Genomic DNA, 26,313 nt, shown 5'->3' with positions numbered 1-26,313 from the left:
ATCCTGTCTTCCCGATACATGGCGGTGTAGCTCAGCTGGCTAGAGCGTCCGGTTCATACCCGGGAGGTCGGGGGTTCGATCCCCTTCGCCGCTATAATGATCTTGTCGGACCTTTAGCTCAGCTGGTTAGAGCTCTCGGCTCATAACCGAGTGGTCGTAGGTTCAAGTCCTACAAGGTCCATTTGAATATTGGAGGATTACCCAAGTCCGGCTGAAGGGAACGGTCTTGAAAACCGTCAGGCGTGTAAAAGCGTGCGTGGGTTCGAATCCCACATCCTCCTTTTATATTAACGCGGGATGGAGCAGCTCGGTAGCTCGTCGGGCTCATAACCCGAAGGTCGTAGGTTCAAATCCTGCTCCCGCAATAAGGCTCGGTAGCTCAGTTGGTAGAGCAATGGATTGAAGCTCCATGTGTCGGCGGTTCGATTCCGTCTCGCGCCATTTAATTGATAGTATTTATGCGGGTGTAGTTTAGTGGTAAAACTACAGCCTTCCAAGCTGTTGTCGCGAGTTCGATTCTCGTCACCCGCTTTGAACTTTGTTCAAATTACCAAGTTTTTTAACTTGGGCGCGTAGCTCAGGTGGTTAGAGCGCACGCCTGATAAGCGTGAGGTCGGTGGTTCGAGTCCACTCGTGCCCATTAATTGGAGAATTACTCAAGAGGCTGAAGAGGACGGTTTGCTAAATCGTTAGGTCGGGTAACTGGCGCAAGGGTTCGAATCCCTTATTCTCCGTTTTAATGAGAGTTTGTAACTCTCTTTTTTATTTTTAGAGACAATAAAACTTCAGATCTGTAAAACTTAATTGAATTACTAATCTGAAGTTATTTTTATATCGTTTATATTATAATTGTGTTATTTCACTTCCAACTCTTGAGTGAAATTTCTCCGCTATTGAGCCAGATTTCTTTTCCGTTATCACATTGCACCAAAAGTTTTCCACTTTCAGAGATGTCTTTAGCAAGTCCCTTGTAGTCTTTTTGCTCTAGTGTGAAAGTGACTTCTTTTCCAAGAACGAATGACTGTTTTTTATATAGGTATAATAGCTCTTCTGCTGGTGTTTCGAAGAAAGCACGCCATATTTCGATAATTAATTCATTTCTTGTTATTAGAGCTGTAGTTTTAAATAAGCTAGAAGCTTTTTCTTTTAATTCTTGTGGGAAGTCTTTAATAGTAAAGTTGATTCCTACTCCAATAATGATATCTGTGACTAAGCCTGTTTCTACAGATGTCATTGCTTCAGTGAGAATTCCTCCAATTTTATGATTGTTTAGATAGATATCATTGACCCATTTTATGTCGATATCTATTAAAGTTAGGTTCTTAATGGCTTTGTAGATAGCTCCAGCTACAAGTAGTGTGTAGGATGGTAATTTGTCATAGGGGAGATTTGGTTTGAGATGGAGTGTCATATAAATGCCACCTTGTGGTGAGTAGAAGGAACGTTGAAAACGGCCTCGGCCTGCTGTTTGATAGGAAGCTAGATATAGGGTATTTGCTTCATGGCCTAAATCAATTGCTTCTTTTGCATCTAGTTGTGTTGATTTTGTTTCGGGTTTAAAGCTGACTTTAATTGGAAGATTTTCTTCTAGAAGTTCTGGAAGAATAAGGTCTCCATTCATCAATTTATAGCCTTTGTTTTTGATACTATCAATTTCAATGCCTTCTTGTTCTAGCCGCTTGATGGCTTTCCAAATTGATGTTCGGGTCAGTGATAGTTCTTCTGCAATTTTTTCTCCGCTGATATAATCGGTTTCTTTAGCTAGAATTTGGTAGACGGCTTGGTAGGATTTCATAGTGTTTCCTTTCTCACTAGTTGGTGTTGAGAATATTCTTTTCTTGTTTGACTTGGAGTCTGATTAAAGTATTGTTTATAAGCTTTCGAAAAATGTAGTGGATCTGAAAAACCTACCGAGTATGCAATTACCTTGATAGACTCTTGGGTATTTTCGAGAAGTTGTTTAGCTCGGTGCATTCGAACGTAAAGTAGGTATTCTTTGGGTGATAAGGTGTTAAATTCTTTGAATACACTTGATAAGTAGCTTCTGTGAACGGATAGTTCTTTTGCTAAATCTTGAATTGTAAGTGATTGAGGATAGTGGCTATCAATTAATCGTTTGCATTCAAGATAGAGTTGGTGGGTTGATGAAATATTCTTTTTTTTCTGATTGGGAGCAATAGTTCCCAGATGAAACATCAGTTCATGGAGTTGTCCCATGATATGGAGTTGAGCTAATTCATTTGATTTGGTAATCTGAGCGAAGCGGACAATGTCTGAGATGAGTCTTGCAGTAGTCTGGGTATGACAAGTTTCAGATTGGATGAGATAGGATTGATTAGAAATTTGAGAAAGAGCAAAATAATCAGGAGCTTTCCCTCCAGTGATTCCTAACCAGTAGTAGGCCCAAGGCTCTTTACTATCTGCTTGATAAAAGGTTAATTCATCTGGTTTTAATAGAAAGAAATCTCCTTCTTTTAAATCAACAATTTTACCATTGTAATGAAATTTTCCTTGTCCTTTACTAATGTAATGTAGAACGTATGTATCACGAATGGCTGGACCAAAAGAGTAATTAGGTGTGCATTCCTCATATCCATAAAAGCTTAGGGAAAGGTCGATTGTTCCAGTCTGGTATTCTGAAAAAACTAACATGTGCTACCTCCTACCTAACATTTTACCATATTCTTGAGACATTTTTCTATTTTGGAAAGCGATTTCAGATGATAAAATAGAATCATTAAAGTGATGAGGTGAAGTAAATGGGAGTTAGGATAGAGAATAATCTATTTTATGTTGAGAGTAAAAATTTAAGTTTGATTATTGAAAATCGAAATGGGTACTTACTTTTGAAACATTTAGGAAAGACTATTAAGAACTATAAAGGTTCCAATAGTGTTTATGAACGAGACCATGCCTTTTCAGGAAATCCAACGGCTCATAATCGAACCTTTAGTTTAGATACTCAGCGACAGATTTTTGGGCAACATGGCTTAGGAGATTTTAGGAAACCAACTATACAGGTTCAGCACGATGCAACTGAGGTAACAGATTTTCGTTTTATAGAAGCAAAGATTTTAAAAGGTCAAAATGGTCCACAGGGTTTACCTTCCCCACATAGCATGGACGATACAGAGACTCTTGTCTTAATGTTAGAAGATTCTAAGGCTCAACTTAGTCTGACTTTGTATTATACTACTTTTAATAATGATGCGACTATTGCTAGCTACAGTAAATTAGATAATAATAGTAATCAGGAAGTTGTCATCCATAAAGATTTTTCTTTTATGGCTGATTTTCCAGCTGCAGATTACGAAATAGTAACTCTGCAGGGTGCTTATGCTCGTGAAAAGACTGTTAGACGTCAACAGGTAGAACAAGGAATCTTTTCGATTAGTTCAAACCGAGGTGCTTCTGGTCATGCTCAAACACCAGCTCTTCTACTATGCGAACAAGGAGTCACAGAGGATGCTGGGAATGTGTTTGCTATTCAACTAATGTATAGTGGCAACTTTGAAGCTTTTGTTCAAAAAAATCAATTGAATGAAGTTCGGGTGGCTATTGGCATTAATCCAGAAAACTTTTCTTGGAAGTTAGCTCCTGAGGAATACTTTGAAACACCGGTAGCTTTAGTGACTCATTCAGATCAGGGATTAACTGGTATTAGTCATGAAAGTCAGAATTTTGTACTGAAGCACATTATGCTAAGTGAATTTTCTAAAAAAGAACGTCCAATTCTAATCAATAACTGGGAAGCTACTTACTTTGACTTTCAGAGAGAAAAACTGTTAGAGTTAGCAGATGAAGCTAAGAAAGTTGGCATTGAACTTTTTGTATTAGATGATGGTTGGTTTGGCAATCGTTTTGATGATAATCGTGCTTTAGGTGATTGGGTTGTTAATGAGGAAAAACTGGGTGGAAGTCTAGAAAGTCTGATTTCAGCTATCCATGAAAGAGGTTTGCAGTTTGGACTTTGGTTAGAACCCGAAATGATTTCTGTAGATAGTGATTTGTATCGTCAACATCCTGACTGGGCTATTCAGGTTCCTGGCTATGAGCATACTTATTCTCGGAATCAATTAGTACTTAATCTTGCCAATCCTCAGGTAGTAGAATACTTGAAAAGTGTCTTAGATCAACTCCTATTTTATCATGATATTGATTACATTAAATGGGATATGAACCGCAATATCACTAAGCTAGGGAATGGATTAACTTATCTAGAGACACAGATGCAATCTCATCAGTACATGCTGGGGCTTTATGAACTCGTTTCTTATCTGACAGAGAAGCACAGCCATATTCTCTTTGAGTCCTGCTCTGGTGGTGGTGGACGAAATGATCTGGGTATGATACGCTATTTCCCACAAGTCTGGGCAAGTGATAATACTGATGCGATTGCACGTTTACCAATTCAATACGGCTCATCCTATCTCTATCCAACCATTTCTATGGGGGCTCATGTGTCAGCAGTACCGAATCATCAGATGGGACGAATGACACCATTAGAAACACGCGGTCATGTAGCAATGATGGGAAATTTGGGATATGAGCTTGATTTGACAAGTTTATCAGATGAAGAGAAAGCTGAGATTGCTAATCAGGTGAACTTGTATAAAGAATTACGACCAGTAGTTCAGTTAGGACAACAGTATAGACTCATTAACCCTGATACTGAATCCAATGAAGCAGCTGTACAATTTAATTACGGCAATCAAACGATTGTAACCTACGTTCGCGTTTTGTCAGTTGTAGAGGCCATGGAAACAACTTTAAAATTAAAAGATTTGGATGAAGAGGGACTATATGAATTACAGGAAAATGGCGAAGTTTACTCAGGTGCAGAACTCATGTATGCAGGCTTAACTGTTATCTTATCCCAAGGAGATTTTTTGAGTAGACAGTATATTTTTAGAAGACTATAATAAAGGTGTATAAATTTATAAAGGAGGCTTTCCAATGAAATGGTATAAAAAAATCGGACTTCTTGCAATTACAGGTTTAGCTTTGTTTGGGCTCGGCGCTTGCTCCAACTATGGTAAATCTGCGGATGGCACAGTGACCATCGAGTATTTCAACCAGAAAAAAGAAATGACCAAAACCTTGGAAGAAATCACTCGTGATTTTGAGAAGGAAAACCCTAAGATCAAGGTCAAAGTCGTCAATGTACCAAATGCTGGTGAAGTATTGAAGACACGCGTTCTCGCAGGAGATGTGCCTGATGTGGTCAATATTTACCCACAGTCCATCGAACTGCAAGAATGGGCAAAAGCAGGTGTCTTTGAAGATTTGAGCAACAAAGACTACCTGAAACGCGTGAAAAATGGCTACGCTGAAAAATATGCTGTAAACGAAAAAGTTTACAACGTTCCTTTTACAGCTAATGCTTATGGAATTTACTACAACAAAGATAAATTCGAAGAACTGGGCTTGAAGGTTCCTGAAACCTGGGATGAATTTGAACAGTTAGTCAAAGATATCGTTGCTAAAGGACAAACACCATTTGGAATTGCAGGTGCAGATGCTTGGACACTCAATGGTTACAATCAATTAGCCTTTGCGACAGCAACAGGTGGAGGAAAAGAAGCAAATCAATACCTTCGTTATTCTCAACCAAATGCCATTAAATTGTCGGATCCGATTATGAAAGATGATATCAAGGTCATGGACATCCTTCGCATCAATGGCTCTAAGCAAAAGAACTGGGAAGGTGCTGGCTATACCGATGTTATCGGAGCCTTCGCACGTGGGGATGTCCTCATGACACCAAATGGGTCTTGGGCGATCACAGCGATTAATGAACAAAAACCGAACTTTAAGATTGGGACCTTCATGATTCCAGGAAAAGAAAAAGGACAAAGCTTAACCGTTGGTGCGGGAGACTTGGCATGGTCTATCTCAGCCACCACCGAACATCCAAAAGAAGCCAATGCCTTTGTGGAATATATGACCCGTCCAGAAGTCATGCAAAAATACTACGATGTGGACGGATCTCCAACAGCGATCGAAGGGGTCAAACAAGCAGGAGAAGATTCACCGCTTGCTGGTATGACCGAATATGCCTTTACGGATCGTCACTTGGTCTGGTTGCAACAATACTGGACCAGTGAAGCAGACTTCCATACCTTGACCATGAACTATGTCTTGACCGGTGATAAACAAGGCATGGTCAATGATTTGAATGCCTTCTTTAACCCGATGAAAGCGGATGTGGATTAGGAGTAGAGAGACTATGAAAAAAGTATTACAAAAATATTGGGCATGGGCTTTTGTGGTCATCCCCCTCTTGTTACAAGCAATTTTCTTCTATGTGCCGATGTTTCAAGGAGCCTTTTACAGTTTTACCAACTGGACAGGATTGACTTACAACTACAAATTTGTCGGCTTAAACAACTTTAAGCTCCTCTTCATGGATCCAAAATTCATGAATGCGATTGGCTTTACCGCAATCATTACGATTGCCATGGTGGTTGGTGAGATTGCACTCGGGATCTTCATTGCGCGTGTCTTGAATTCTAAAATCAAAGGCCAAACCTTCTTCCGTGCTTGGTTCTTCTTCCCAGCTGTTTTATCTGGTTTGACAGTGGCTTTGATCTTCAAGCAAGTCTTCAACTACGGTCTTCCAGCGATTGGGAATGCCCTTCATATTGAATTTCTCCAAACCAGTCTTTTAGGGACTAAGTGGGGAGCAATCTTTGCGGCTGTCTTTGTCCTTCTTTGGCAAGGGGTGGCTATGCCCATCATCATCTTCCTAGCTGGTTTGCAATCTATTCCAACTGAGATTACAGAGGCAGCAAGGATTGATGGTGCGACTAGCAAGCAAGTTTTCTGGAACATTGAATTGCCTTACTTGCTACCAAGTGTCTCTATGGTCTTTATCCTAGCCCTAAAAGGTGGGCTGACTGCCTTTGACCAAGTCTTTGCCATGACCGGTGGTGGTCCAAACAATGCCACAACCTCACTTGGGCTCTTGGTTTATAACTATGCCTTTAAAAACAACCAATTCGGTTATGCCAATGCCATTGCCGTAATCTTGTTCTTCTTAATTGTAGTGATTTCGATCATCCAATTGAGAGTATCTAAGAAATTTGAAATTTAAGAGGAGAAGCATGATGAAACAAGATGAAAGAAAAGCCCTGATTGGCAAATACACTCTATTGATTCTAGGAACGGTTCTGATTTTAGTGCCGCTCCTTGCTACCCTCTTTAGTTCCTTCAAACCCACTAAGGATATTGTAGATAATTTCTTTGGATTTCCAACCAACTTCACATGGGACAACTTTAGCCGTCTCTTAGCTGATGGGATTGGAGGCTATTATTGGAACTCTGTCGTCATCACTGTCTTGTCTTTACTTGCAGTAATGATCTTTATTCCTATGGCAGCCTACTCCATCGCTCGCAATATGAGTAAAAGAAAAGCCTTTACCATCATGTATACCCTCTTAATCCTCGGAATCTTCGTACCTTTCCAAGTCATCATGATTCCGATTACGGTTATGATGAGTAAACTCGGTTTGGCTAATACCTTTGGTTTGATCTTGCTCTACTTGACCTATGCGATTCCACAGACCCTCTTTCTCTATGTTGGCTATATCAAAATCTCGATCCCAGAAAGTCTGGATGAAGCAGCAGAGATCGATGGGGCTAATCAATTTACAACCTATTTCCGCATCATCTTCCCAATGATGAAACCGATGCATGCGACAACCATGATCATCAATGCCCTTTGGTTCTGGAATGACTTCATGTTGCCACTCCTTGTCTTGAACCGGGATTCCAAAATGTGGACTCTGCCTTTGTTCCAATACAACTACGCAGGCCAATATTTCAACGACTACGGACCAAGCTTTGCCTCTTACGTGGTCGGCATTATCAGTATCACCATTGTCTATCTCTTCTTCCAACGCCATATCATTTCAGGAATGAGCAACGGGGCAGTGAAGTAATACTCAATGAAAATCNNGTTTTGAGGTTGTGGATGAAACTGACGAAGTCAGTAACCATACCTACGGCAAGGTGAAGCTGACGTGGTTTGAAGAGATTTTCGAAGAGTATAAGAAGAGCTCATGGAATCTATAGTCTTTGACACAGAGGAAGAGTTCAGCTTGTTGATAATTCTATGTAGAAAACAAGAAAGTAGTACTTTGTTTATCACAGTCTATATTAGTACGAGTTTGATGATAAATAGAGATTTAAAATGAATTTTATTTATGAAGCCAGATCATATGAGACTTGGCTTCAATTAGAAAAAGGAGAGTAATGATGCCAATTCAAAATAAAACCATGTTGATTACCTATTCTGATAGCCTTGGAAATAATCTTAAAGACTTATATGATAATTTGGAAGAGCATTTTGGAGATGCTATTGGAGGAGTTCACCTTTTACCATTTTTCCCATCAACAGGTGATCGTGGATTTGCGCCAGTTGACTACGACGAAGTGGACTCAGCTTTTGGTGATTGGGAGGATGTTAAGCGTTTAGGTGAGAGATATTATCTTATGTTTGATTTTATGATTAATCATATTTCTCGTCAATCCAAGTATTATAAGGACTATCAAGAAAAACATGAAGCCAGTGAATTTAAAGCTCTCTTTTTAAACTGGGATAAGTTTTGGCCAGAAAACCGTCCGACACAGTCTGATGTAGATTTAATTTACAAGCGTAAGGATCGTGCACTAAAGCAAGAGATTGTGTTTGAAGATGGTTCAGTGGAACATTTGTGGAATACCTTTGGTGAGGAGCAGATTGATCTTGATGTGACCAAAGAAGTAACTATGGAATTTATCCGTAAGACCATTCAGCACTTGGCAAGTAATGGGTGTGATTTGATTCGTCTAGATGCCTTTGCTTATGCAGTGAAGAAATTGGATACTAATGATTTCTTTGTGGAACCAGATATTTGGGATTTATTGGACAAAGTTCGAGATATCGCTGCTGAGTATGGGACAGAGCTTTTACCTGAGATTCATGAACACTATTCGATTCAGTTTAAAATAGCAGACCATGATTACTATGTTTATGATTTTGCTCTTCCAATGGTGACACTTTATACTCTTTACAGTTCCAGAACAGAGCGTTTGGCTAAGTGGTTAAAGATGAGCCCGATGAAGCAATTTACGACGCTAGATACCCATGATGGGATTGGAGTAGTAGATGTCAAGGATATCCTGACCGATGAGGAGATTGACTATGCTTCAAATGAACTCTATAAGGTTGGAGCCAATGTCAAACGTAAGTACTCTAGTGCCGAGTATAACAACTTAGATATCTACCAAATCAATTCAACCTACTATTCAGCGCTTGGAGATGATGATGTCAAGTATTTTCTCGCTCGTCTAATTCAAGCTTTTGCCCCAGGTATTCCTCAGGTTTACTATGTGGGTCTATTAGCAGGCAAGAATGACTTGAAATTATTAGAAGAAACTAAAGAAGGTCGAAATATTAATCGTCATTACTATAGCAACGAGGAAATAGCAAAAGAGGTGCAACGACCTGTTGTGAAGGCCCTTCTCAATCTATTTTCTTTCCGTAACCGTTCAGAAGCCTTTGATCTAGAAGGGACTACTGAGATAGAGACACCAACAGCTCACAGCATTGTAATCAAACGTCAAAATAAAGATAAGTCCGTAACAGCAGTAGCAGAAATTGATTTGCAAAATCAGACTTATCGGGTAATTGAGAATGGAGTTGAAGTAACATTTTGAAGCCTTGATATGGTGGATAAAATAGGGTTTTTATTTTGGAAAACGTTTCCTTTGTTTTCAAATTGCTAAAAAAGTGGTACAATATAGGATAGCTTACTATTATCTGAATCAGCTGATTTGGAGAGAAAGGATTCATTTTGAAATCAATAGGCTTTATTGAAAAGCTGAAGGGGTTGTCTAGTAAAGAGCTGATTTTATTGGGAATTATCCTAAGTATCTTTTTACCCTTTTATCTTTTTGTAGTTGTACTCTGTTTATATATTATCAGTTTGATTTTTACAGGAGACATGAAAAGTATTCTTCAGAAAATGGGGGAGCATCCGATGCTGCTTCTTTTTCTTAGCTATAGTACTGTTATATCCATTCTTGCACAAAATTGGATGGGTCTTGTGGCTTCAGTAGGAATGTTTCTATTTACTATTTTCTTTTTGCACTATCAGTCGATTTTATCCCATAAATTCTTTCGATTGATTTTGCAGTTCGTCTTGTTTGGTAGTGTCTTGTCAGCTGCTTTTGCCAGTTTAGAACATTTCCAAATTGTGAAGAAATTTAACTATGCTTTTCTTTCACCCAATATGCAGGTGTGGCATCAGAACCGGGCAGAAGTGACCTTCTTTAATCCTAATTATTATGGAATTATTTGTTGTTTCTGTATTATGATTGCTTTCTATCTGTTTACAACGACCAAGTTGAATTGGTTGAAAGTATTCTGTGTGATTGCAGGCTTTGTTAATCTCTTTGGTTTGAACTTTACTCAAAATCGAACTGCCTTTCCTGCTATTATCGCTGGAGCAATTATCTATCTCTTTACGACTATTAAAAACTGGAAGGCCTTTTGGCTTAGTATTGGGGTCTTTGCGATTGGTTTGAGTTTCCTCTTTTCTAGTGATTTAGGAGTTCGAATGGGTACTTTAGACTCTTCTATGGAAGAACGCATTTCTATCTGGGATGCTGGGATGGCCTTGTTTAAGCAAAATCCTTTTTGGGGTGAAGGGCCATTGACCTATATGCACTCTTATCCTCGGATACATGCTCCTTACCATGAACATGCCCACAGTCTTTATATTGATACGATTCTGAGTTACGGAATTGTGGGTACCATTTTATTAGTTCTGTCTTCTGTTGCTCCTGTTCGCTTGATGATGGATATGAGTCAGGAGTCGGGGAAACGTCCGATTATCGGCCTTTATCTATCTTTCCTTACAGTGGTTGCTGTGCACGGAATTTTTGACTTGGCTCTCTTCTGGATTCAGTCAGGCTTTATTTTCTTGCTAGTTATGTGCAGTATTCCATTGGAGCATCGAATGTTGGTATCGGACATGACGGATTAAGTTTTATAAGTTTGAAATCTTCTACCTTGGGTAGGAGATTTTTTTATACGATGGGCATGTCGTGCATCTGAGGTGTAAGTCCTCTGTAGGGATCCACTACCGGTGAATACAATAGCGCTCCCCAAGCCTGACTATCGTGAGGTAGCGGATTAAAATGGTCTGGGGATAGATCGTTTTAAGTCTGACGCAGGAAATAAGAATTGTCAGAGAAAGCAATAGTGAAATCGTAGGCTATGATATGAATAGAAACGTGATAGCGAGGAGCATATAGTGGATAAGGTAGCGAGAAATTTTAAAGTATAAAAGATAGTCTTAATCTATATATGTAAATCACAAAAGTAATTGAATTCGGAATAAGGTTGGTGTGAAAAGACATAGTAAACTGAATCTTGAATACTAGAATGATACTTCTACAATATTGTTATAATTTAATTTGAATTCCAAAATCACATTGTTCCGTCCGTATTTCATTTTACTGTATGTCTTCCTAAACTCCAAAGTTTCTGCGTCAAATTTCCTATTTTCACTGTAGTCTTTGACACTTCGAACGACAATTTGAATCATATATTCAAAAAAAAATGAAAAATTTGTGCCAACAAGCCTAAATATTCTGAAAATTTGTTTGATTTTTAATGGATAATGTGATATAATGGTTGTCAATCTATAATTCACATAAACAGAGGAGTAGAAAATGAAAAAAAATCGTGTATTTGCTACAGCAGGTCTTGTTTTATTAGCAGCAGGTGTACTTGCAGCATGCAGTTCTTCAAAATCATCTGATTCATCAGCCCCTAAAGCTTATGGCTATGTTTATACAGCAGACCCAGAAACCTTGGACTACCTGATTTCAAGTAAAAATAGTACAACAGTAGTGACTTCAAATGGGATTGATGGTTTATTCACTAACGATAATTACGGTAATCTTGCTCCTGCAGTTGCAGAGGATTGGGAAGTCTCTAAGGATGGTTTGACCTACACTTATAAGATTCGTAAAGGGGTTAAATGGTTTACCTCTGATGGAGAAGAATATGCAGAGGTGACGGCTAAAGATTTCGTGAACGGTTTAAAACACGCAGCAGATAAAAAATCAGAAGCTATGTATTTAGCTGAAAATTCGGTTAAAGGCTTGGCAGATTATCTATCAGGAACTTCAACAGATTTTTCAACAGTTGGTGTCAAGGCGGTTGATGATTATACGTTACAATACACTTTGAACCAGCCTGAACCGTTCTGGAACTCTAAGTTGACCTATTCTATTTTCTGGCCTCTGAATGAAGAATTCGAAACATCAAAAGGAAGCGATTTTGCTAAACCAACAGATCCGACATCCTTGCTTTATAATGGTCCATTCTTGTTGAAAGGGTTGACTGCAAAATCTTCTGTAGAGTTTGTAAAAAATGAGCAATATTGGGATAAAGAAAATGTCCACCTAGATACTATCAATCTAGCTTACTATGATGGATCAGATCAGGAGTCGCTAGAGCGTAACTTCACTAGTGGAGCTTATAGTTATGCCCGTCTTTACCCTACCAGCTCCAACTATTCTAAGGTTGCAGAAGAATACAAGGACAATATCTATTACACACAATCAGGCTCTGGGATTGCTGGTCTGGGTGTGAATATTGATCGCCAAAGTTACAACTATACTTCTAAAACTACAGATTCAGAGAAAGTAGCTACTAAGAAGGCATTGCTTAACAAAGATTTCCGTCAAGCCTTGAATTTTGCTCTTGATCGCTCAGCTTACTCAGCTCAAATCAATGGTAAAGATGGAGCAGCTTTAGCAGTTCGTAATTTATTTGTAAAACCAGACTTTGTTTCAGCTGGTGAGAAGACCTTTGGTGATTTAGTCGCTGCTCAACTTCCTGCTTATGGTGATGAGTGGAAAGGTGTGAATTTAGCTGATGGGCAGGATGGTTTATTCAATGCTGACAAGGCCAAGGCAGAGTTTGCGAAAGCTAAGAAAGCTTTAGAAGCAGACGGCGTTCAGTTTCCTATTCATCTGGACGTTCCAGTAGACCAAGCATCAAAAAACTATATATCTCGTATTCAGTCCTTTAAACAATCTGTAGAAACAGTTCTTGGTGTTGAAAATGTCGTTGTTGATATTCAACAAATGACAAGTGATGAATTCCTTAATATTACTTACTATGCTGCCAATGCTTCATCTGAGGATTGGGATGTATCAGGAGGAGTTTCATGGGGGCCAGACTATCAAGACCCATCTACTTACCTGGATATTTTAAAAACAACTAGCAGTGAAACTACAAAAATATATTTAGGATTTGATAATCCAAATAGCCCTTCAGTAGTTCAAGTTGGTTTGAAAGAATACGATAAATTAGTTGATGAAGCTGCCAAAGAGACAAGCGACTTGAATGTCCGTTATGAAAAATATGCAGCGGCTCAAGCATGGTTGACAGATAGTTCACTCTTTATTCCTGCTATGGCTTCTTCTGGTGCAGCACCAGTGCTTTCACGAATTGTTCCATTTACTGGAGCTTCTGCGCAAACAGGCTCTAAGGGGTCAGATGTTTACTTCAAATATTTGAAATTACAAGATAAAGCGGTGACTAAGGAAGAGTATGAAAAAGCTCGTGAAAAATGGTTGAAAGAAAAAGCTGAATCAAATGAGAAAGCTCAAAAAGAATTGGCAAGTCATGTGAAGTAAATAATTTCTAATAGAACTTTCTCTCCATGAGGAGAAGGTTCTTTTGGGATTTTTAAAGGAAATAATATGAAAAAATATATTTTTATGCGTGTTTTGCGGTCATTGGTTTCGATTTTCTTAGTAACGACTTTGACCTACACGATTATCTATACCTTGGTTCCTCGAAAATTGATTTTCAAGCAGGATCCTAACTATAATAAAATTGCGACAACGGCTGATAAACGTGATAACTATGAAAATACTGTGTTTGAGCGTATGGGCTACATTGAGTATTACGATACTAAAGAGTTGCAAGAAAAGGCAAGTAGCATGGATTCTTCTGTAACAGTAGAAGCAAATGCGACCAATAAAGCTATTTATGAAAAGTACATCAATCAATTAGGTCATGGTTGGACTTTGGGAGAATTTACTGAAAGTGGTCAATTCTATGCTACTCGTGAAATTCCAATTTTTGAACGTGTTTTTCACTTCTATGCTAACTTGATTGACATTGACCATACAAATAAAATCCAAGACCCTGAAAATCCAGACTTGAAACGCTACCTTCGTTTTGAAAATGATCCAGCTATCGGATGGTCATTGGTCGGTTCAGGAACTAAACATAAATATCTCTTGTACTTTAACAGTCAGTTCCCATTTGTTCATCAAAACTTTGTGAACTTGAATTTAGGTGACTCTTACCCAACCTATGCTAATACACCAGTTCTTCAGGTTATTACTCAAGGTCAAGGACAAACCAAAACTGCCCAAGTTCAGTTCCCAACAGGTAAGAAAACGTCTTCTGTAAATATTTACTCAAGAACCTACAAGTCACCTAGTCAGGCTGACTCTCGTGAAGTAGCTAGCTATGGGAAAGATGATCCTTATACAGCGACTGAAAGTAATTACCAATATCCATCTATGATTGTCAGCTCTGCTATTACTGGTTTGATTGGTTTGGTTCTTGCCTATGCTCTTGCCGTGCCACTTGGTTCAGCCATGGCTCGTTTCAAGAACACTTGGATTGATAGCCTCTCAACAGGGGCTTTGACCTTCTTGCTTGCTCTTCCAACGATTGCCTTGGTTTACATCGTTCGATTGATTGGATCATCTATTGCCCTTCCAGATTCATTCCCTATCTTGGGAGCTGGAGATTGGCGTTCTTACGTTTTACCAGCAGTCATCCTTGGTTTGTTGGGTGCTCCTGGTACAGCCATTTGGATTCGTCGTTACATGATTGACTTGCAATCTCAAGACTTTGTTCGTTTCGCTCGTGCAAAAGGTTTGTCTGAAAAAGAAATTTCAAACAAACACATCTTTAAAAATGCCATGGTTCCGCTGGTTTCAGGAATTCCTGCTGCCATTATTGGGGTTATCGGTGGTGCAACCCTTACTGAAACAGTCTTCGCCTTCCCAGGTATGGGTAAAATGTTGATTGACTCTGTAAAAGCATCTAATAACTCTATGGTCGTTGGTCTTGTCTTCATCTTTACATGTATTTCTATCTTCTCACGTCTTTTGGGAGATATTTGGATGACTATTATTGACCCACGTATTAAATTGACTGAGAAAGGAGGCAAATAATGTCTACAATCGATAAAGAAAAATTTCAGTTTGTAAAACGTGACGATTTTGCCTCTGAAACTATTGATGCGCCAGCATATTCTTACTGGAAATCAGTGTTTAAACAATTTATGAAGAAAAAATCAACTGTAGTCATGTTGGGAATCTTGGTAGCCATCATTTTGATAAGTTTCATCTACCCAATGTTTTCTAAGTTTGATTTCAATGATGTCAGCAAGGTAAACGACTTTAGTGTTCGTTATATCAAGCCAAATGCGGAGCATTGGTTCGGTACTGACAGTAACGGTAAATCGCTCTTTGACGGTGTCTGGTTCGGAGCTCGTAACTCCATCCTCATTTCTGTGATTGCGACAGTGATTAACTTGGTTATCGGTGTTTTTGTCGGTGGTATTTGGGGTATTTCAAAATCAGTTGACCGTGTCATGATGGAAGTTTACAACGTCATCTCAAACATCCCACCTCTTTTGATTGTTATTGTCTTGACTTACTCAATCGGAGCTGGATTCTGGAATCTGATTTTTGCCATGAGCGTAACAACATGGATTGGTATTGCCTTCATGATCCGTGTGCAAATCTTGCGCTATCGTGACTTGGAATACAACTTGGCGTCACGTACTTTGGGAACACCAACCTTGAAGATTGTTGCCAAAAATATCATGCCTCAATTGGTATCTGTTATTGTGACAACCATGACTCAAATGCTTCCAAGCTTTATCTCATACGAAGCCTTCTTGTCTTTCTTCGGTCTTGGATTACCGATTACAGTGCCAAGTTTGGGTCGTTTGATTTCGGATTATTCACAAAACGTAACAACCAATGCTTACTTGTTCTGGATTCCATTGACAACCCTTGTCTTGGTATCCTTGTCCCTTTTCGTAGTTGGTCAAAACTTAGCGGATGCTAGTGATCCACGTACACATAGATAGGAGTAGAAATGACAAAAGAAAAAAATGTAATTTTGACTGCTCGCGATATTGTCGTGGAATTTGACGTTCGTGACAAAGTATTGACAGCCATTCGCGGCGTTTCCCTTGAACTAGTCGAAGGAGAAGTATTAGCCTTGGTAGGTGAGTCAGGATCAGGTAAATCTGTTTTGACAAAGACCTTCACAGGTATGCTCGAAGAAAATGGTCGCATTGCCCAAGGTAGTATTGACTACCGTGGTCAGGACTTGACAGCTTTATCTTCTCACAAGGATTGGGAACAAATTCGTGGTGCTAAGATTGCGACTATCTTCCAGGACCCAATGACTAGTTTGGACCCCATTAAAACAATTGGTAGTCAGATTACAGAAGTTATTGTAAAACACCAAGGAAAAACAGCTAAAGAAGCGAAAGAATTGGCCATTGACTACATGAATAAGGTTGGCATTCCAGACGCAGATAGACGTTTTAATGAATACCCATTCCAATATTCTGGAGGAATGCGTCAACGTATCGTTATTGCGATTGCCCTTGCCTGCCGACCTGATGTCTTGATCTGTGATGAGCCAACAACTGCCTTGGATGTAACTATTCAAGCTCAGATTATTGATTTGCTAAAATCTTTACAAAACGAGTATCATTTCACAACAATCTTTATTACCCACGACCTTGGTGTGGTGGCAAGTATTGCGGATAAGGTAGCGGTTATGTATGCAGGAGAAATCGTTGAGTATGGAACTGTTGAGGAAGTCTTCTATGACGCTTGCCATCCATATACATGGAGTCTCTTGTCTAGCTTGCCTCAGCTTGCTGATGATAAAGGGGATCTTTACTCAATCCCAGGAACACCTCCGTCACTTTATACTGACCTGAAAGGGGATGCCTTTGCCTTGCGTTCTGACTATGCAATGCAGATTGACTTCGAACAAAAAGCTCCTCAATTCTCAGTATCAGAGACACATTGGGCTAAAACTTGGCTACTTCATGAGGATGCTCCAAAAGTAGAAAAACCAGCTGTGATTGCAAATCTCCATGATAAGATCCGTGAAAAAATGGGATTTGCTCATCTGGCTGACTAGGAGGAAGGAAATGTCTGAAAAATTAGTAGAAATTAAAGATTTAGAAATTTCCTTCGGTGAAGGAAGTAAGAAGTTTGTCGCGGTTAAAAATGCTAACTTCTTTATCAACAAGGGAGAAACGTTCTCGCTTGTTGGTGAGTCAGGTAGTGGGAAAACAACTATTGGTCGTGCTATCATCGGTCTCAATGATACAAGTAATGGAGATATCATTTTTGAGGGTCAAAAGATTAATGGTAAGAAATCGCGTGAACAAGCTGCGGAATTGATTCGTCGTATCCAGATGATTTTCCAAGACCCTGCGGCAAGTTTGAATGAACGTGCGACTGTTGATTATATTATTTCTGAAGGTCTTTACAATCACCATTTGTTTAAGGATGAAGCAGAGCGTGAAGAGAAAGTTCAAAATATTATCCGTGAAGTGGGTCTGCTTGCTGAGCATTTGACTCGTTACCCTCATGAGTTTTCAGGTGGTCAACGTCAACGTATCGGTATTGCCCGTGCCTTGGTCATGCAACCAGACTTTGTTATTGCGGATGAACCAATTTCAGCCTTGGACGTTTCTGTGCGTGCCCAAGTCTTGAACTTGCTCAAAAAATTCCAAAAAGAACTTGGCTTGACCTATCTCTTTATCGCCCATGACTTGTCGGTTGTTCGTTTTATTTCAGATCGTATCGCAGTTATTTACAAGGGTGTTATTGTAGAGGTTGCAGAGACAGAAGAATTGTTTAACAATCCAATTCACCCATATACTCAAGCCTTGCTTTCAGCGGTACCAATCCCAGATCCAATCTTGGAACGTAAGAAGGTCTTGAAGGTTTACGACCCAAGTCAACACGATTATGAGACTGATAAGCCATCTATGGTAGAAATCCGTCCAGGTCACTATGTTTGGGCGAACCAAGCCGAATTGGCACGTTACCAACAAGGGTTAAACTAATAATGGTTTTATAATTTCCATGTCAATTTTTATGGAAATTATAAACCTTTTTTTGTTGGACTGATTTGAAAATCTTTGAAAGCGTACTGAAAGAATTTTCGAAAAATTTTAAAATATTCTGAAATATTCTTGACAGCTAATGAAAAAGGTGGTAAGATAGGAAACATCAAAAAAGAAAGCAGAAAAAGAAATGAATAAGAGACAAGCTGTAACGATGAATCAAAACTTTTACTTTAGCTACTTTAGATAGTGTTTGTAGACATGTCACCATGGATGCAAACAGTTCAAGCAATTTGTTTGTATCTATGTGGCTAAGATTTTTGATTGTAGTCCATATAGATGAATATCTAAATGGACTAGCAAAGTTATAACTTGTTAGATTATTTCAAGCATCCGTTTAGATAGTATCTAGGCGGTTTTTTTGTTTTATCTTTTCTGAGAAGGAGTTTCATTATGAAAGTTGTTCGAAAATTACTAGCACCCCTCTTGGTAGTGGGGATCCTCTTGATCTCTCTGATTAGTTTGCATCAGTTGAAGGCAGATAAGAAAAAAGATGTTTTTCTTATCGGTATTTCGCAGTTTATTACTCATCAATCTTTGGACGCTACCAGAGAAGGCTTTGTGGATGAGCTGGCCAAACAAGGCTATGTTGAGGGGGAAAATATTGAGATTGATTTGCAAAATGCACAGGGTGAGCAAAGAAATCTAAAAACCATTTCCCAGCAACTAGCAGAATCTAGTGATGTCGTTCTAGCCATCGCAACACCTTCTTCCCAGAGCTTGGCCAATACAACACAAACGACACCGGTTATCTTTTCAGCGGTAACAGATCCTGTCAGTGCCAAGTTGGTTGAGTCAAGAGAACACCCTGGGGGCAATGTGACTGGGACAAGCGATCAGTCATCAGATGCCATTTCAACCCAAATCAATTTGATAAAGAAAGTGTTGCCAAAAGCTAAAACAATTGGAATCCTCTATACTCAGAGCGAGCCAAACTCAGTTGTCCAAAAGGATGAAGCTAAGCGCCTTTTGGAAGAAAAAGGCTTTACCGTTGTTGAAAAAACAATCTTGGACAGTAACAACGTCAAGGCGGCAGCAGAAAGCTTGATGGCAGAGGTGGATATGGTTTTTGTCCCAACGGATAATATCATTTCGTCAACCATGGAAACAGTCAAGCAGGTTTCTATTAAACACAAGGTTCCAGTATTTGGTGGCTCAACAGAAATGACTGCTGTTGGTGGCTTGTATAACTACGGAACCAATTATGAAGAACTGGGACGGCAGACAGCTCGCATGCTGATTCGTGTTTTAAAAGGTGAGAAGCCAGAAAATATAGCAGTTGAGTTGCCTGAAAAACTGGAATTGCATACCAATCAAGAAATGGCAGATGCATTGGGAATTGATATTAGCAAGTTAGAAGGCAAGGAATAAGGAGGTTTAAGATGAATTTTGTATTATCTAGTTTATCAGAAGGTTTGCTATGGTCGATTATGGCTATTGGGGTCTACTTGACTTTCCGTATTTTGGATATTGCGGATATGACTGCTGAGGGAGCCTTTCCTCTGGGGGCAGCAGTCGTTGTATCACAGATACAGGCAGGGACAAATCCTTGGATTTCGACTTTACTTGCTTTGTTTGCAGGTATGGTAGCAGGTCTTGTATCAGGAATGCTCCACACCAAGATGAAAATCCCAGCTCTCTTGACAGGGATTGTGACCTTGACAGGGCTTTATTCCATCAATATTAAAATCATGGGAAGTGTGCCCAATCTTTCCTTGGGAGATTCTTCAACTGTATTTAAACAGTTGGCTAGCTTGGGACTGTCAAATGAAGAAGCTGTTTTCTCATTCAGTTTGGCCTGTCTCTTACTTGTTTGTTTGGTCTTGACTCTTTTGATGAAAACAGAGATTGGCTTGGTCTTGCGTTCGACTGGGGATAATATTCCGATGAGTGAGGCAAATGGGGTCAATGTAGACACCATGAAGATTGTTGGTTACATGATTTCAAACGGTTTGATTGCCCTATGTGGTTCCTTATTTGCTCAAAATGATGGATTTTCAGATGTGACTTCTGGGACAGGAACCATCGTTGTTGGTTTGAGTGCAGTCATTATTGCGGAAGTCTTGATTCACGACTTGACCATTGGAGGCCGCTTGTTATCTATCGGAATTGGTGCAATTGTTTACCGTTTGATTATTTTAAATATCTATGAAATTCCAAATCTAGATCAAAACTTGGTACGTCTCTTTAATGCAATCTTGTTAGCCTTAGTTTTATTTGCACCAGAATTGCAAAAGAGATTAAAGATTCGTGGTCTGAAATTGAGAAATGAATAGGAGGAGAAAGTTATGGCAAGTTTGTTAACACTTGAAAATATTCACAAAACCTTTGAAGCGGGGACGGTCAATGAGAACCATGTCCTCAAAGGATTAGATTTAGAAGTTGAAGAGGGAGATTTTATCTCTGTGATTGGTGGAAATGGAGCAGGGAAATCCACTTTGATGAATATCTTGGCTGGCAATCTATCGGTGGATGAAGGGGACCTTTTATTGGCAGGCAAATCCATTAAAAATCTGAGTGTAAGAAAGAGAGCCAAGGATATCGCCCGTGTTTTTCAAGATCCTAAGATGGGAACAGCCTCTCGTTTGACGATTGAGGAGAATATGGCTATTGCCTTGAGACGCGGGCAGAAGAGAGGGCTTGGTTGGGGCGTGAAGGAGAAGGATAGAATCCAGTTCCAAGAGGCCTTGAAGGAGTTGAATATTGGTCTTGAAAACCGCTTAAAAGTAGATACTCAATATCTCTCAGGAGGACAAAGACAGGCCTTGACCCTAGTCATGGCAGCTCTGGTGAAACCCAAACTTTTGCTTTTGGATGAACATACTGCGGCCCTTGATCCAAAAACCAGTCAAATGGTGATGGACTTGACGCAAAAGATTGTGGAACACCATCAGTTGACGACTTTGATGATTACCCACGATATGAACCATGCGATTGAGTACGGAAATCGTCTCATTATGCTCTATCAGGGTAAGATAGTGGTGGATGTCAAGGGAGAGGAGAAAAAGCATCTGACAGTTGAAGACCTCATGCATCTCTTCCAGAAAAATAGTGGCCAAAGTCTAGTCAGTGATGAATTGGTTTTGGGATAAAGAAAAAGGCTGAGATCCAGTGTCTCAGTCTTTTATTAGCACAAATGGATAGGCAGAAATATGAAATTGATACTTTTCGAAAATCTCTTCAAACCGTGTCAGCTCTATCTGCAACCTCAAAGCGGTGTTTTGAGCAACCTGTGGCTAGCTTCCTAGCTTGCTCTTTGATTTTCATTGAGTATAAACTCAGTAAGGAACCCTCTTTTGCAGAAAAGTAGGGTTCTTTTTGCTGTCTATTCCATCCCTGAAAGCGTAAAACAAACTAGTCAGGGTGGCTAGTTTGTGGTATAATGAAAGAGACTTAAAAAGAAACAGGAGAAATATGATGGATTTACTATTAGCAATTGTATTGATTGTGCTAGCTTTTCTAGGAGGAGCTCTTGGAGGAATGTACTTGGTTCGTAAGCAAATTGAAAAAGAATTTGCTGACAACCCACGTTTGAATGCTGAAGCAGTTCGTACTCTTTTGAGTGCAAATGGTCAAAAACCAAGCGAAGCTAAGGTACAACAAGTTTACCACCAAATCATCCGCCAACAAAAGGCAGCCCTTGCTAACAATAAAAAGAAAAAATAAATAAGGAAAAGTCTGGGATGAAAGTTCCAGACTTCTCACTATGTCGGCTAAGGGTTTAGGGATGAGACTTTTTCCTTGCATTCTATTGATATTTGATTATGATTAAGAGAGATAGTTGTTGAGTAGGCTATCATTCGGTTCATAAGGCTCAATAATCATAATGAACTATCAATCAGAAAAAAGACTAGAAAGAAGACTGTATGGATAATCGACCAATTGGTTTTTTGGATTCGGGTGTCGGGGGCTTGACCGTTGTGCGCGAGCTTATGCGCCAACTTCCCCATGAAGAAATCGTCTATATTGGAGATTCGGCACGGGCGCCTTATGGTCCCCGTCCTGCTGAGCAAATTCGTGAATATACTTGGCAGTTGGTCAACTTTCTTTTGACCAAGGATGTCAAAATGATTGTCATTGCTTGTAATACTGCGACTGCGGTCGTCTGGGAAGAAATCAAGGCTCAACTAGATATTCCTGTCCTAGGTGTTATTTTGCCAGGAGCTTCGGCAGCTATCAAGTCCAGTCAAGGTGGGAAAATCGGAGTGATTGGAACACCCATGACGGTACAATCAGATATCTACCGTCAGAAAATCCATGATTTGGATCCGGACTTACAGGTGGAGAGTTTGGCCTGTCCCAAGTTTGCTCCCTTGGTGGAGTCTGGTGCCCTGTCAACCAGTGTTACCAAGAAAGTGGTCTATGAAACCCTGCGTCCCTTGGTTGGAAAGGTAGATAGCCTGATTTTGGGCTGTACCCATTATCCACTCCTTCGCCCCATCATCCAAAATGTCATGGGGCCCAAGGTTCAACTTATCGATAGTGGGGCAGAGTGTGTACGGGACATTTCAGTCTTACTTAATTATTTTGAAATCAATCGTGGTCGCGATGCCGGACCACTCCATCACCGTTTTTACACAACAGCCAGCAGCCAAAGTTTTGCACAAATTGGTGAAGAATGGCTGGAAAAAGAGATTCATGTGGAGCATGTAGAATTATGACAAATAAAATTTATGAATATAAGGATGAACAGGACTGGTATGTCGGGTCCTATGGTATTTTTGGTGGCGTCCGGACGTTGACGGATGATGACTTGAATTTTCCTCTATTGGAGTTTGCCCAAAGATTTCGAGATGAGGATCGAGGTTTTCCTGTTTCTGTTACTGTTTTACGCTATGGTTCTCTCTACCGTTTATTGTCTTTTGTGGTAGATATCCTCAACCAAGAAATGGGACGAAATGTGGAAGTCATCCAACGTCAGGGTGCTCTGCTCTTGGTTGAAAATGGGCAACTCCTGCATGTAGAATTGCCTAAAGAAGGGGTCAATGTTCATGATTTCTTTGAGACAAACAAGGTCAGAGAAACCTTATTGATTGCGACTCGTAACGAGGGCAAGACCAAGGAATTCCGAGCTATCTTTGACAAGCTAGGCTACGATGTGGAAAATCTCAATGACTATCCTGACCTACCTGAAGTAGCAGAAACAGGCATGACCTTCGAAGAAAATGCCCGCCTCAAGGCAGAAACCATTTCTCAATTAACGGGCAAGATGGTTCTGGCAGATGATTCTGGACTTAAAGTTGATGTCCTTGGTGGCTTGCCAGGTGTCTGGTCAGCTCGTTTCGCAGGTGTGGGAGCAACTGATCGTGAAAACAATGCCAAACTCTTGCACGAATTGGCCATGGTCTTTGAACTCAAGGATCGTTCGGCTCAGTTCCATACAACCCTAGTCGTAGCCAGTCCAAACAAGGAAAGCTTGGTTGTTGAAGCAGACTGGCCTGGCTACATTAACTTTGAACCCAAGGGTGAAAATGGCTTTGGCTATGATCCTCTCTTCCTTGTGGGAGAGACAGGCAAATCCTCAGCTGAATTAACCCTTGAAGAAAAAAATAGCCAATCTCACCGTGCCTTAGCCGTTAAGAAACTTTTGGAGGTATTTCCATCATGGCAAAGCAAACCATCATTGTAATGAGCGATTCCCATGGCGATAGCTTGATTGTGGAAGAAATCCGTGATCGCTATGTGGGCAAAGTTGATGCCGTTTTTCATAATGGCGATTCTGAACTGCGTCCAGATTCTCCCCTTTGGGAGGGCATCCGCGTTGTTAAAGGGAACATGGACTTTTACGCCGGCTACCCAGAACGTTTGGTGACTGAGCTTGGTTCGACCAAGATTATCCAAACCCATGGTCACTTGTTTGACATCAATTTCAACTTTCAAAAGTTGGACTACTGGGCTCAGGAAGAAAATGCTGATATCTGCCTTTATGGTCACTTGCATGTGCCAAGCGCTTGGACGGAAGGAAAGACCCTCTTTCTAAATCCAGGTTCCATCAGTCAACCACGTGGGACCATCAGAGAGTGTCTCTATGCTCGTGTGGAGATTGATGACAGTTATTTTAAAGTGGACTTTTTGACACGAGTCCATGAGGTGTATCCGGGCTTGTCCAAGGAGTTTAGCCGATGATTGCCAAGGAGTTTGAGACTTTCTTGTTGGGGCAGGAGGAAACTTTTTTGACCCCTGCTGAAAATCTAGCCGTGTTGATTGATACTCACAATGCGGATCATGCAACCCTCTTGCTCAGTCAGATGACCTATACCCGTGTTCCCGTTGTGACAGATGAAAAACAGTTTGTTGGGACGATTGGGCTCAGAGATATTATGGCTTATCAGATGGAGCATGATTTGAGTCAAGAAATCATGGCAGATACGGATATCGTTCATATGACGAGAACGGACGTAGCGGTCGTCTCGCCTGATTTTACCATTACGGAGGTCTTGCACAAGCTGGTAGATGAGTCCTTCTTGCCGGTTGTGGATGCGTCTGGTATTTTCCAAGGAATTATCACGCGCAAGTCTATCCTCAAGGCAGTCAATGCCCTCTTGCATGACTTTAGTAAGGAATATGAGATTCGATGCAAATAAAAGACAGGATTTCAGACTTTTTAGAGGAAAAGCAGGGTCTGTCTGCCAATTCCAAGCAGTCCTATAGGTATGATTTGGAGCAATTTTTAGACATTGTAGGCGAGCGGATTTCTGAGACCAGTCTCAAGATTTACCAAGCCCAGCTAGTCAATCTAAAAATCAGCGCTCAGAAGCGAAAGACTTCGACCTGTAACCAATTTCTCTACTTTCTCTATCAAAAAGGAGAAGTGGATAGCTTTTACCGCTTGGAATTAGCTAAACAAGCTGAAAAGAAGACCGAAAAGCCAGAACTGTTAGACTTAGACTCTTTTTGGCAGGAAAGCGACTATCCAGAGGGCCGCTTACTGGCTCTCCTGATTTTGGAAATGGGGCTCTTGCCCAGTGAGATTTTAGCCATCAAGGTTGCAGATATCAATCTGGATTTTCAGGTGTTGCGAATCAAGAAGGCTTCCCAACAGAGGATTGTCACCATTCCCACGACCTTGCTTTCAGAATTAGAACCCTTGATGGGGCAGACTTATCTCTTTGAAAGGGGAGGGAAAGCCTATTCTCGTCAGTGGGCCTTTCGTCAGCTAGAATCCTTTGTCAAGGAGAAAGGTTTTCCGGCCTTATCAGCCCAAGCCTTGCGGGAACAGTTCATTCTACGACAAATAGAAAACAAGGTCGATTTGTACGAAATTGCAAAAAAATTAGGATTAAAAACAGTCCTGACTTTAGAAAAATATAGATAATGGATATTAAACTAAAAGATTTTGAAGGGCCTCTGGACTTGCTCTTGCACCTGGTTTCGAAGTACCAGATGGATATCTACGATGTGCCCATTACAGAAGTCATCGAACAATACCTAGTTTATGTCTCGACCCTGCAGGCCATGCGTCTGGAAGTGACGGGTGAGTATATGGTCATGGCCAGTCAGCTCATGTTGATTAAGAGCCGCAAGCTCTTGCCAAAGGTAGCGGAGGTGACAGATTTGGAAGATGACCTGGAGCAGGACCTTCTCTCTCAAATCGAAGAATACCGCAAGTTCAAGCTCTTGGGTGAACACTTGGAAGCTAAGCACCAAGAACGGGCCCAACACTATTCCAAAGCGCCGACAGAGTTGATTTACGAAGATGCGGAGCTTGTTCATGACAAGACGACCATTGACCTCTTTTTGGCTTTTTCAAATATCCTAGCCAAGAAAAAAGAGGAGTTTGCACAGAATCACACGACTATCTTGCGGGATGAGTATAAGATTGAGGACATGATGGTTATCGTGAAAGAGTCCTTGACTGGACGAGATCAATTGTGCTTGCAGGATTTGTTTAAGGAGGCCCAGAATCTCCAAGAGGTCATCACCCTCTTTTTGGCAACCCTAGAGTTAATCAAAACCCAGGAGCTGATCCTCATGCAAGAGGAGAGTTTCGGAGATATCTATCTCATGGAAAAGAAGGAAGAAAGTCAAGTGGCCCAAAGCTAGACTT

The 26,313-nt window shown here is 40.3% G+C and carries 23 protein-coding genes and 8 tRNA genes; 29 read left to right on the top strand and 2 right to left on the bottom strand.

Annotation, left to right across the window (positions count from 1 at the left end; translation table 11 throughout):
- Positions 1-20: 20 nt before the first annotated feature.
- The 8 genes from HT725_RS05955 to HT725_RS05920 all read left to right on the top strand — a co-directional run bounded on the left by HT725_RS05955 (position 21) and on the right by HT725_RS05920 (position 734).
- Positions 21-94 (top strand) — tRNA-Met (locus HT725_RS05955).
- 13 nt (positions 95-107) lie between these two features.
- A tRNA-Ile gene (locus HT725_RS05950) sits at positions 108-181 on the top strand.
- A 10-nt stretch (positions 182-191) separates the two neighbouring features.
- Positions 192-281 (top strand) — tRNA-Ser (locus HT725_RS05945).
- 10 nt (positions 282-291) lie between these two features.
- A tRNA-Met gene (locus HT725_RS05940) sits at positions 292-365 on the top strand.
- 3 nt (positions 366-368) lie between these two features.
- Positions 369-441: transfer RNA gene (locus tag HT725_RS05935), tRNA-Phe, on the top strand.
- Positions 442-460: 19 nt separating this feature from the next.
- A tRNA-Gly gene (locus tag HT725_RS05930) sits at positions 461-531 on the top strand.
- Positions 532-566: 35 nt separating this feature from the next.
- Positions 567-640: transfer RNA gene (locus HT725_RS05925), tRNA-Ile, on the top strand.
- A gap of 6 nt (positions 641-646) precedes the next feature.
- Positions 647-734: transfer RNA gene (locus HT725_RS05920), tRNA-Ser, on the top strand.
- A 125-nt stretch (positions 735-859) separates the two neighbouring features.
- Here the strand turns inward: HT725_RS05920 and birA are convergent.
- Both birA and HT725_RS05910 read right to left on the bottom strand, forming a co-directional pair.
- Positions 860-1,795, bottom strand: coding sequence for a bifunctional biotin--[acetyl-CoA-carboxylase] ligase/biotin operon repressor BirA (gene birA, locus HT725_RS05915; protein ID WP_164227023.1), 936 nt, complete (start codon positions 1,793-1,795; stop codon positions 860-862).
- Positions 1,792-2,652, bottom strand: a complete 861-nt coding sequence (locus HT725_RS05910; protein WP_112445783.1) for an AraC family transcriptional regulator — start codon at positions 2,650-2,652, stop codon at positions 1,792-1,794. The genes birA and HT725_RS05910 overlap by 4 nt, the downstream gene beginning before the upstream one ends.
- 107 nt (positions 2,653-2,759) lie before the next feature.
- Between HT725_RS05910 and HT725_RS05905 the strand changes: the two genes are divergently transcribed.
- From HT725_RS05905 to HT725_RS05805, 21 genes are all read left to right on the top strand, one after another.
- Complete coding sequence (locus HT725_RS05905; RefSeq protein ID WP_173253209.1) at positions 2,760-4,922, top strand: alpha-galactosidase; 2,163 nt, start codon at positions 2,760-2,762, stop codon at positions 4,920-4,922.
- Positions 4,923-4,956: 34 nt separating this feature from the next.
- The gene (locus tag HT725_RS05900) at positions 4,957-6,216 is read left to right on the top strand and encodes an extracellular solute-binding protein (protein WP_173253208.1); all 1,260 of its coding nucleotides are present in this window, start codon (positions 4,957-4,959) and stop codon (positions 6,214-6,216) included.
- A 13-nt stretch (positions 6,217-6,229) separates the two neighbouring features.
- Positions 6,230-7,096, top strand: a complete 867-nt coding sequence (locus HT725_RS05895) for a sugar ABC transporter permease (RefSeq protein ID WP_000757161.1) — start codon at positions 6,230-6,232, stop codon at positions 7,094-7,096.
- A gap of 13 nt (positions 7,097-7,109) precedes the next feature.
- Positions 7,110-7,943: a carbohydrate ABC transporter permease gene (locus HT725_RS05890; protein WP_000806580.1), complete on the top strand. Its 834-nt coding sequence runs from the start codon at positions 7,110-7,112 to the stop codon at positions 7,941-7,943.
- Between the two features lie 316 nt (positions 7,944-8,259).
- Positions 8,260-9,702 (top strand): sucrose phosphorylase, encoded by a 1,443-nt coding sequence (gene gtfA / locus HT725_RS05885; RefSeq protein WP_173253207.1) that lies wholly within the window; start codon positions 8,260-8,262, stop codon positions 9,700-9,702.
- 137 nt (positions 9,703-9,839) lie between these two features.
- Entirely contained in the window at positions 9,840-11,033 is a 1,194-nt protein-coding gene (locus HT725_RS05880) for an O-antigen ligase (protein ID WP_000835622.1), read from the top strand.
- A gap of 691 nt (positions 11,034-11,724) precedes the next feature.
- Entirely contained in the window at positions 11,725-13,704 is a 1,980-nt protein-coding gene (locus tag HT725_RS05875; protein ID WP_173253206.1) for a peptide ABC transporter substrate-binding protein, read from the top strand.
- A gap of 66 nt (positions 13,705-13,770) precedes the next feature.
- Positions 13,771-15,267, top strand: coding sequence for an ABC transporter permease (locus HT725_RS05870; RefSeq protein WP_000759901.1), 1,497 nt, complete (start codon positions 13,771-13,773; stop codon positions 15,265-15,267).
- Positions 15,267-16,193 (top strand): oligopeptide ABC transporter permease OppC, encoded by a 927-nt coding sequence (oppC, locus tag HT725_RS05865; protein WP_000103700.1) that lies wholly within the window; start codon positions 15,267-15,269, stop codon positions 16,191-16,193. The genes HT725_RS05870 and oppC overlap by 1 nt, the downstream gene beginning before the upstream one ends.
- Positions 16,194-16,201: 8 nt before the next feature.
- Positions 16,202-17,269 carry an ABC transporter ATP-binding protein gene (locus tag HT725_RS05860; RefSeq protein WP_023933096.1) on the top strand — a complete coding sequence of 356 codons (1,068 nt, stop codon included), beginning with the start codon at positions 16,202-16,204 and terminating at the stop codon, positions 17,267-17,269.
- A gap of 10 nt (positions 17,270-17,279) precedes the next feature.
- Positions 17,280-18,206, top strand: coding sequence for an ATP-binding cassette domain-containing protein (locus HT725_RS05855; RefSeq protein WP_100104188.1), 927 nt, complete (start codon positions 17,280-17,282; stop codon positions 18,204-18,206).
- 453 nt (positions 18,207-18,659) lie between these two features.
- Positions 18,660-19,637 (top strand): ABC transporter substrate-binding protein, encoded by a 978-nt coding sequence (locus tag HT725_RS05850; protein ID WP_173253205.1) that lies wholly within the window; start codon positions 18,660-18,662, stop codon positions 19,635-19,637.
- Between the two features lie 11 nt (positions 19,638-19,648).
- Positions 19,649-20,542 carry an ABC transporter permease gene (locus HT725_RS05845; protein ID WP_173253204.1) on the top strand — a complete coding sequence of 298 codons (894 nt, stop codon included), beginning with the start codon at positions 19,649-19,651 and terminating at the stop codon, positions 20,540-20,542.
- A gap of 12 nt (positions 20,543-20,554) precedes the next feature.
- Positions 20,555-21,358, top strand: coding sequence for an ATP-binding cassette domain-containing protein (locus HT725_RS05840; RefSeq protein WP_000157661.1), 804 nt, complete (start codon positions 20,555-20,557; stop codon positions 21,356-21,358).
- A 325-nt stretch (positions 21,359-21,683) separates the two neighbouring features.
- Positions 21,684-21,932 carry a YneF family protein gene (locus HT725_RS05835; protein WP_000364990.1) on the top strand — a complete coding sequence of 83 codons (249 nt, stop codon included), beginning with the start codon at positions 21,684-21,686 and terminating at the stop codon, positions 21,930-21,932.
- A 200-nt stretch (positions 21,933-22,132) separates the two neighbouring features.
- Positions 22,133-22,927, top strand: coding sequence for a glutamate racemase (gene racE / locus HT725_RS05830; RefSeq protein WP_000370376.1), 795 nt, complete (start codon positions 22,133-22,135; stop codon positions 22,925-22,927).
- Entirely contained in the window at positions 22,924-23,895 is a 972-nt protein-coding gene (locus HT725_RS05825; RefSeq protein ID WP_173253203.1) for a nucleoside-triphosphate diphosphatase, read from the top strand. The genes racE and HT725_RS05825 overlap by 4 nt, the downstream gene beginning before the upstream one ends.
- Positions 23,871-24,392: a metallophosphoesterase gene (locus tag HT725_RS05820; RefSeq protein WP_173253202.1), complete on the top strand. Its 522-nt coding sequence runs from the start codon at positions 23,871-23,873 to the stop codon at positions 24,390-24,392. Before HT725_RS05825 ends, HT725_RS05820 begins: the two co-directional genes overlap by 25 nt.
- A complete protein-coding gene (gene cbpB / locus HT725_RS05815) occupies positions 24,389-24,850 on the top strand; it encodes a cyclic-di-AMP-binding protein CbpB (protein ID WP_004260968.1) in 462 nt (153 codons plus the stop codon). The genes HT725_RS05820 and cbpB overlap by 4 nt, the downstream gene beginning before the upstream one ends.
- The gene (gene xerD / locus HT725_RS05810) at positions 24,847-25,581 is read left to right on the top strand and encodes a site-specific tyrosine recombinase XerD (protein ID WP_316043873.1); all 735 of its coding nucleotides are present in this window, start codon (positions 24,847-24,849) and stop codon (positions 25,579-25,581) included. The genes cbpB and xerD overlap by 4 nt, the downstream gene beginning before the upstream one ends.
- On the top strand, positions 25,581-26,309 hold the full coding sequence (locus HT725_RS05805; RefSeq protein WP_173253201.1) for a segregation/condensation protein A: 729 nt from the start codon (positions 25,581-25,583) through the stop codon (positions 26,307-26,309). The genes xerD and HT725_RS05805 overlap by 1 nt, the downstream gene beginning before the upstream one ends.
- Positions 26,310-26,313 lie beyond the last annotated feature (4 nt).

This window comes from Streptococcus sp. 2579 (assembly GCF_013277195.1).
GTDB lineage: Bacteria > Bacillota > Bacilli > Lactobacillales > Streptococcaceae > Streptococcus.
The sequence above is the reverse complement of the archived record's forward strand: the minus strand, read 5'-3'. Positions and strand labels throughout refer to the sequence as shown.

Coding starts and splice junctions, on each gene's coding strand:
- oppC (WP_000103700.1), top strand. CDS start 15,267: ATGTCTACAATCGATAAAGAAAAATTTCAGTTTGTAAAACGTGACGAT.
- HT725_RS05870 (WP_000759901.1), top strand. CDS start 13,771: ATGAAAAAATATATTTTTATGCGTGTTTTGCGGTCATTGGTTTCGATT.
- HT725_RS05900 (WP_173253208.1), top strand. CDS start 4,957: ATGAAATGGTATAAAAAAATCGGACTTCTTGCAATTACAGGTTTAGCT.
- HT725_RS05895 (WP_000757161.1), top strand. CDS start 6,230: ATGAAAAAAGTATTACAAAAATATTGGGCATGGGCTTTTGTGGTCATC.
- HT725_RS05805 (WP_173253201.1), top strand. CDS start 25,581: ATGGATATTAAACTAAAAGATTTTGAAGGGCCTCTGGACTTGCTCTTG.
- cbpB (WP_004260968.1), top strand. CDS start 24,389: ATGATTGCCAAGGAGTTTGAGACTTTCTTGTTGGGGCAGGAGGAAACT.
- HT725_RS05875 (WP_173253206.1), top strand. CDS start 11,725: ATGAAAAAAAATCGTGTATTTGCTACAGCAGGTCTTGTTTTATTAGCA.
- HT725_RS05855 (WP_100104188.1), top strand. CDS start 17,280: ATGTCTGAAAAATTAGTAGAAATTAAAGATTTAGAAATTTCCTTCGGT.
- HT725_RS05890 (WP_000806580.1), top strand. CDS start 7,110: ATGAAACAAGATGAAAGAAAAGCCCTGATTGGCAAATACACTCTATTG.
- HT725_RS05835 (WP_000364990.1), top strand. CDS start 21,684: ATGGATTTACTATTAGCAATTGTATTGATTGTGCTAGCTTTTCTAGGA.
- HT725_RS05905 (WP_173253209.1), top strand. CDS start 2,760: ATGGGAGTTAGGATAGAGAATAATCTATTTTATGTTGAGAGTAAAAAT.
- racE (WP_000370376.1), top strand. CDS start 22,133: ATGGATAATCGACCAATTGGTTTTTTGGATTCGGGTGTCGGGGGCTTG.
- HT725_RS05825 (WP_173253203.1), top strand. CDS start 22,924: ATGACAAATAAAATTTATGAATATAAGGATGAACAGGACTGGTATGTC.
- HT725_RS05845 (WP_173253204.1), top strand. CDS start 19,649: ATGAATTTTGTATTATCTAGTTTATCAGAAGGTTTGCTATGGTCGATT.
- birA (WP_164227023.1), bottom strand. CDS start 1,795: ATGAAATCCTACCAAGCCGTCTACCAAATTCTAGCTAAAGAAACCGAT.
- HT725_RS05910 (WP_112445783.1), bottom strand. CDS start 2,652: ATGTTAGTTTTTTCAGAATACCAGACTGGAACAATCGACCTTTCCCTA.
- gtfA (WP_173253207.1), top strand. CDS start 8,260: ATGCCAATTCAAAATAAAACCATGTTGATTACCTATTCTGATAGCCTT.
- HT725_RS05850 (WP_173253205.1), top strand. CDS start 18,660: ATGAAAGTTGTTCGAAAATTACTAGCACCCCTCTTGGTAGTGGGGATC.
- HT725_RS05860 (WP_023933096.1), top strand. CDS start 16,202: ATGACAAAAGAAAAAAATGTAATTTTGACTGCTCGCGATATTGTCGTG.
- HT725_RS05840 (WP_000157661.1), top strand. CDS start 20,555: ATGGCAAGTTTGTTAACACTTGAAAATATTCACAAAACCTTTGAAGCG.
- HT725_RS05820 (WP_173253202.1), top strand. CDS start 23,871: ATGGCAAAGCAAACCATCATTGTAATGAGCGATTCCCATGGCGATAGC.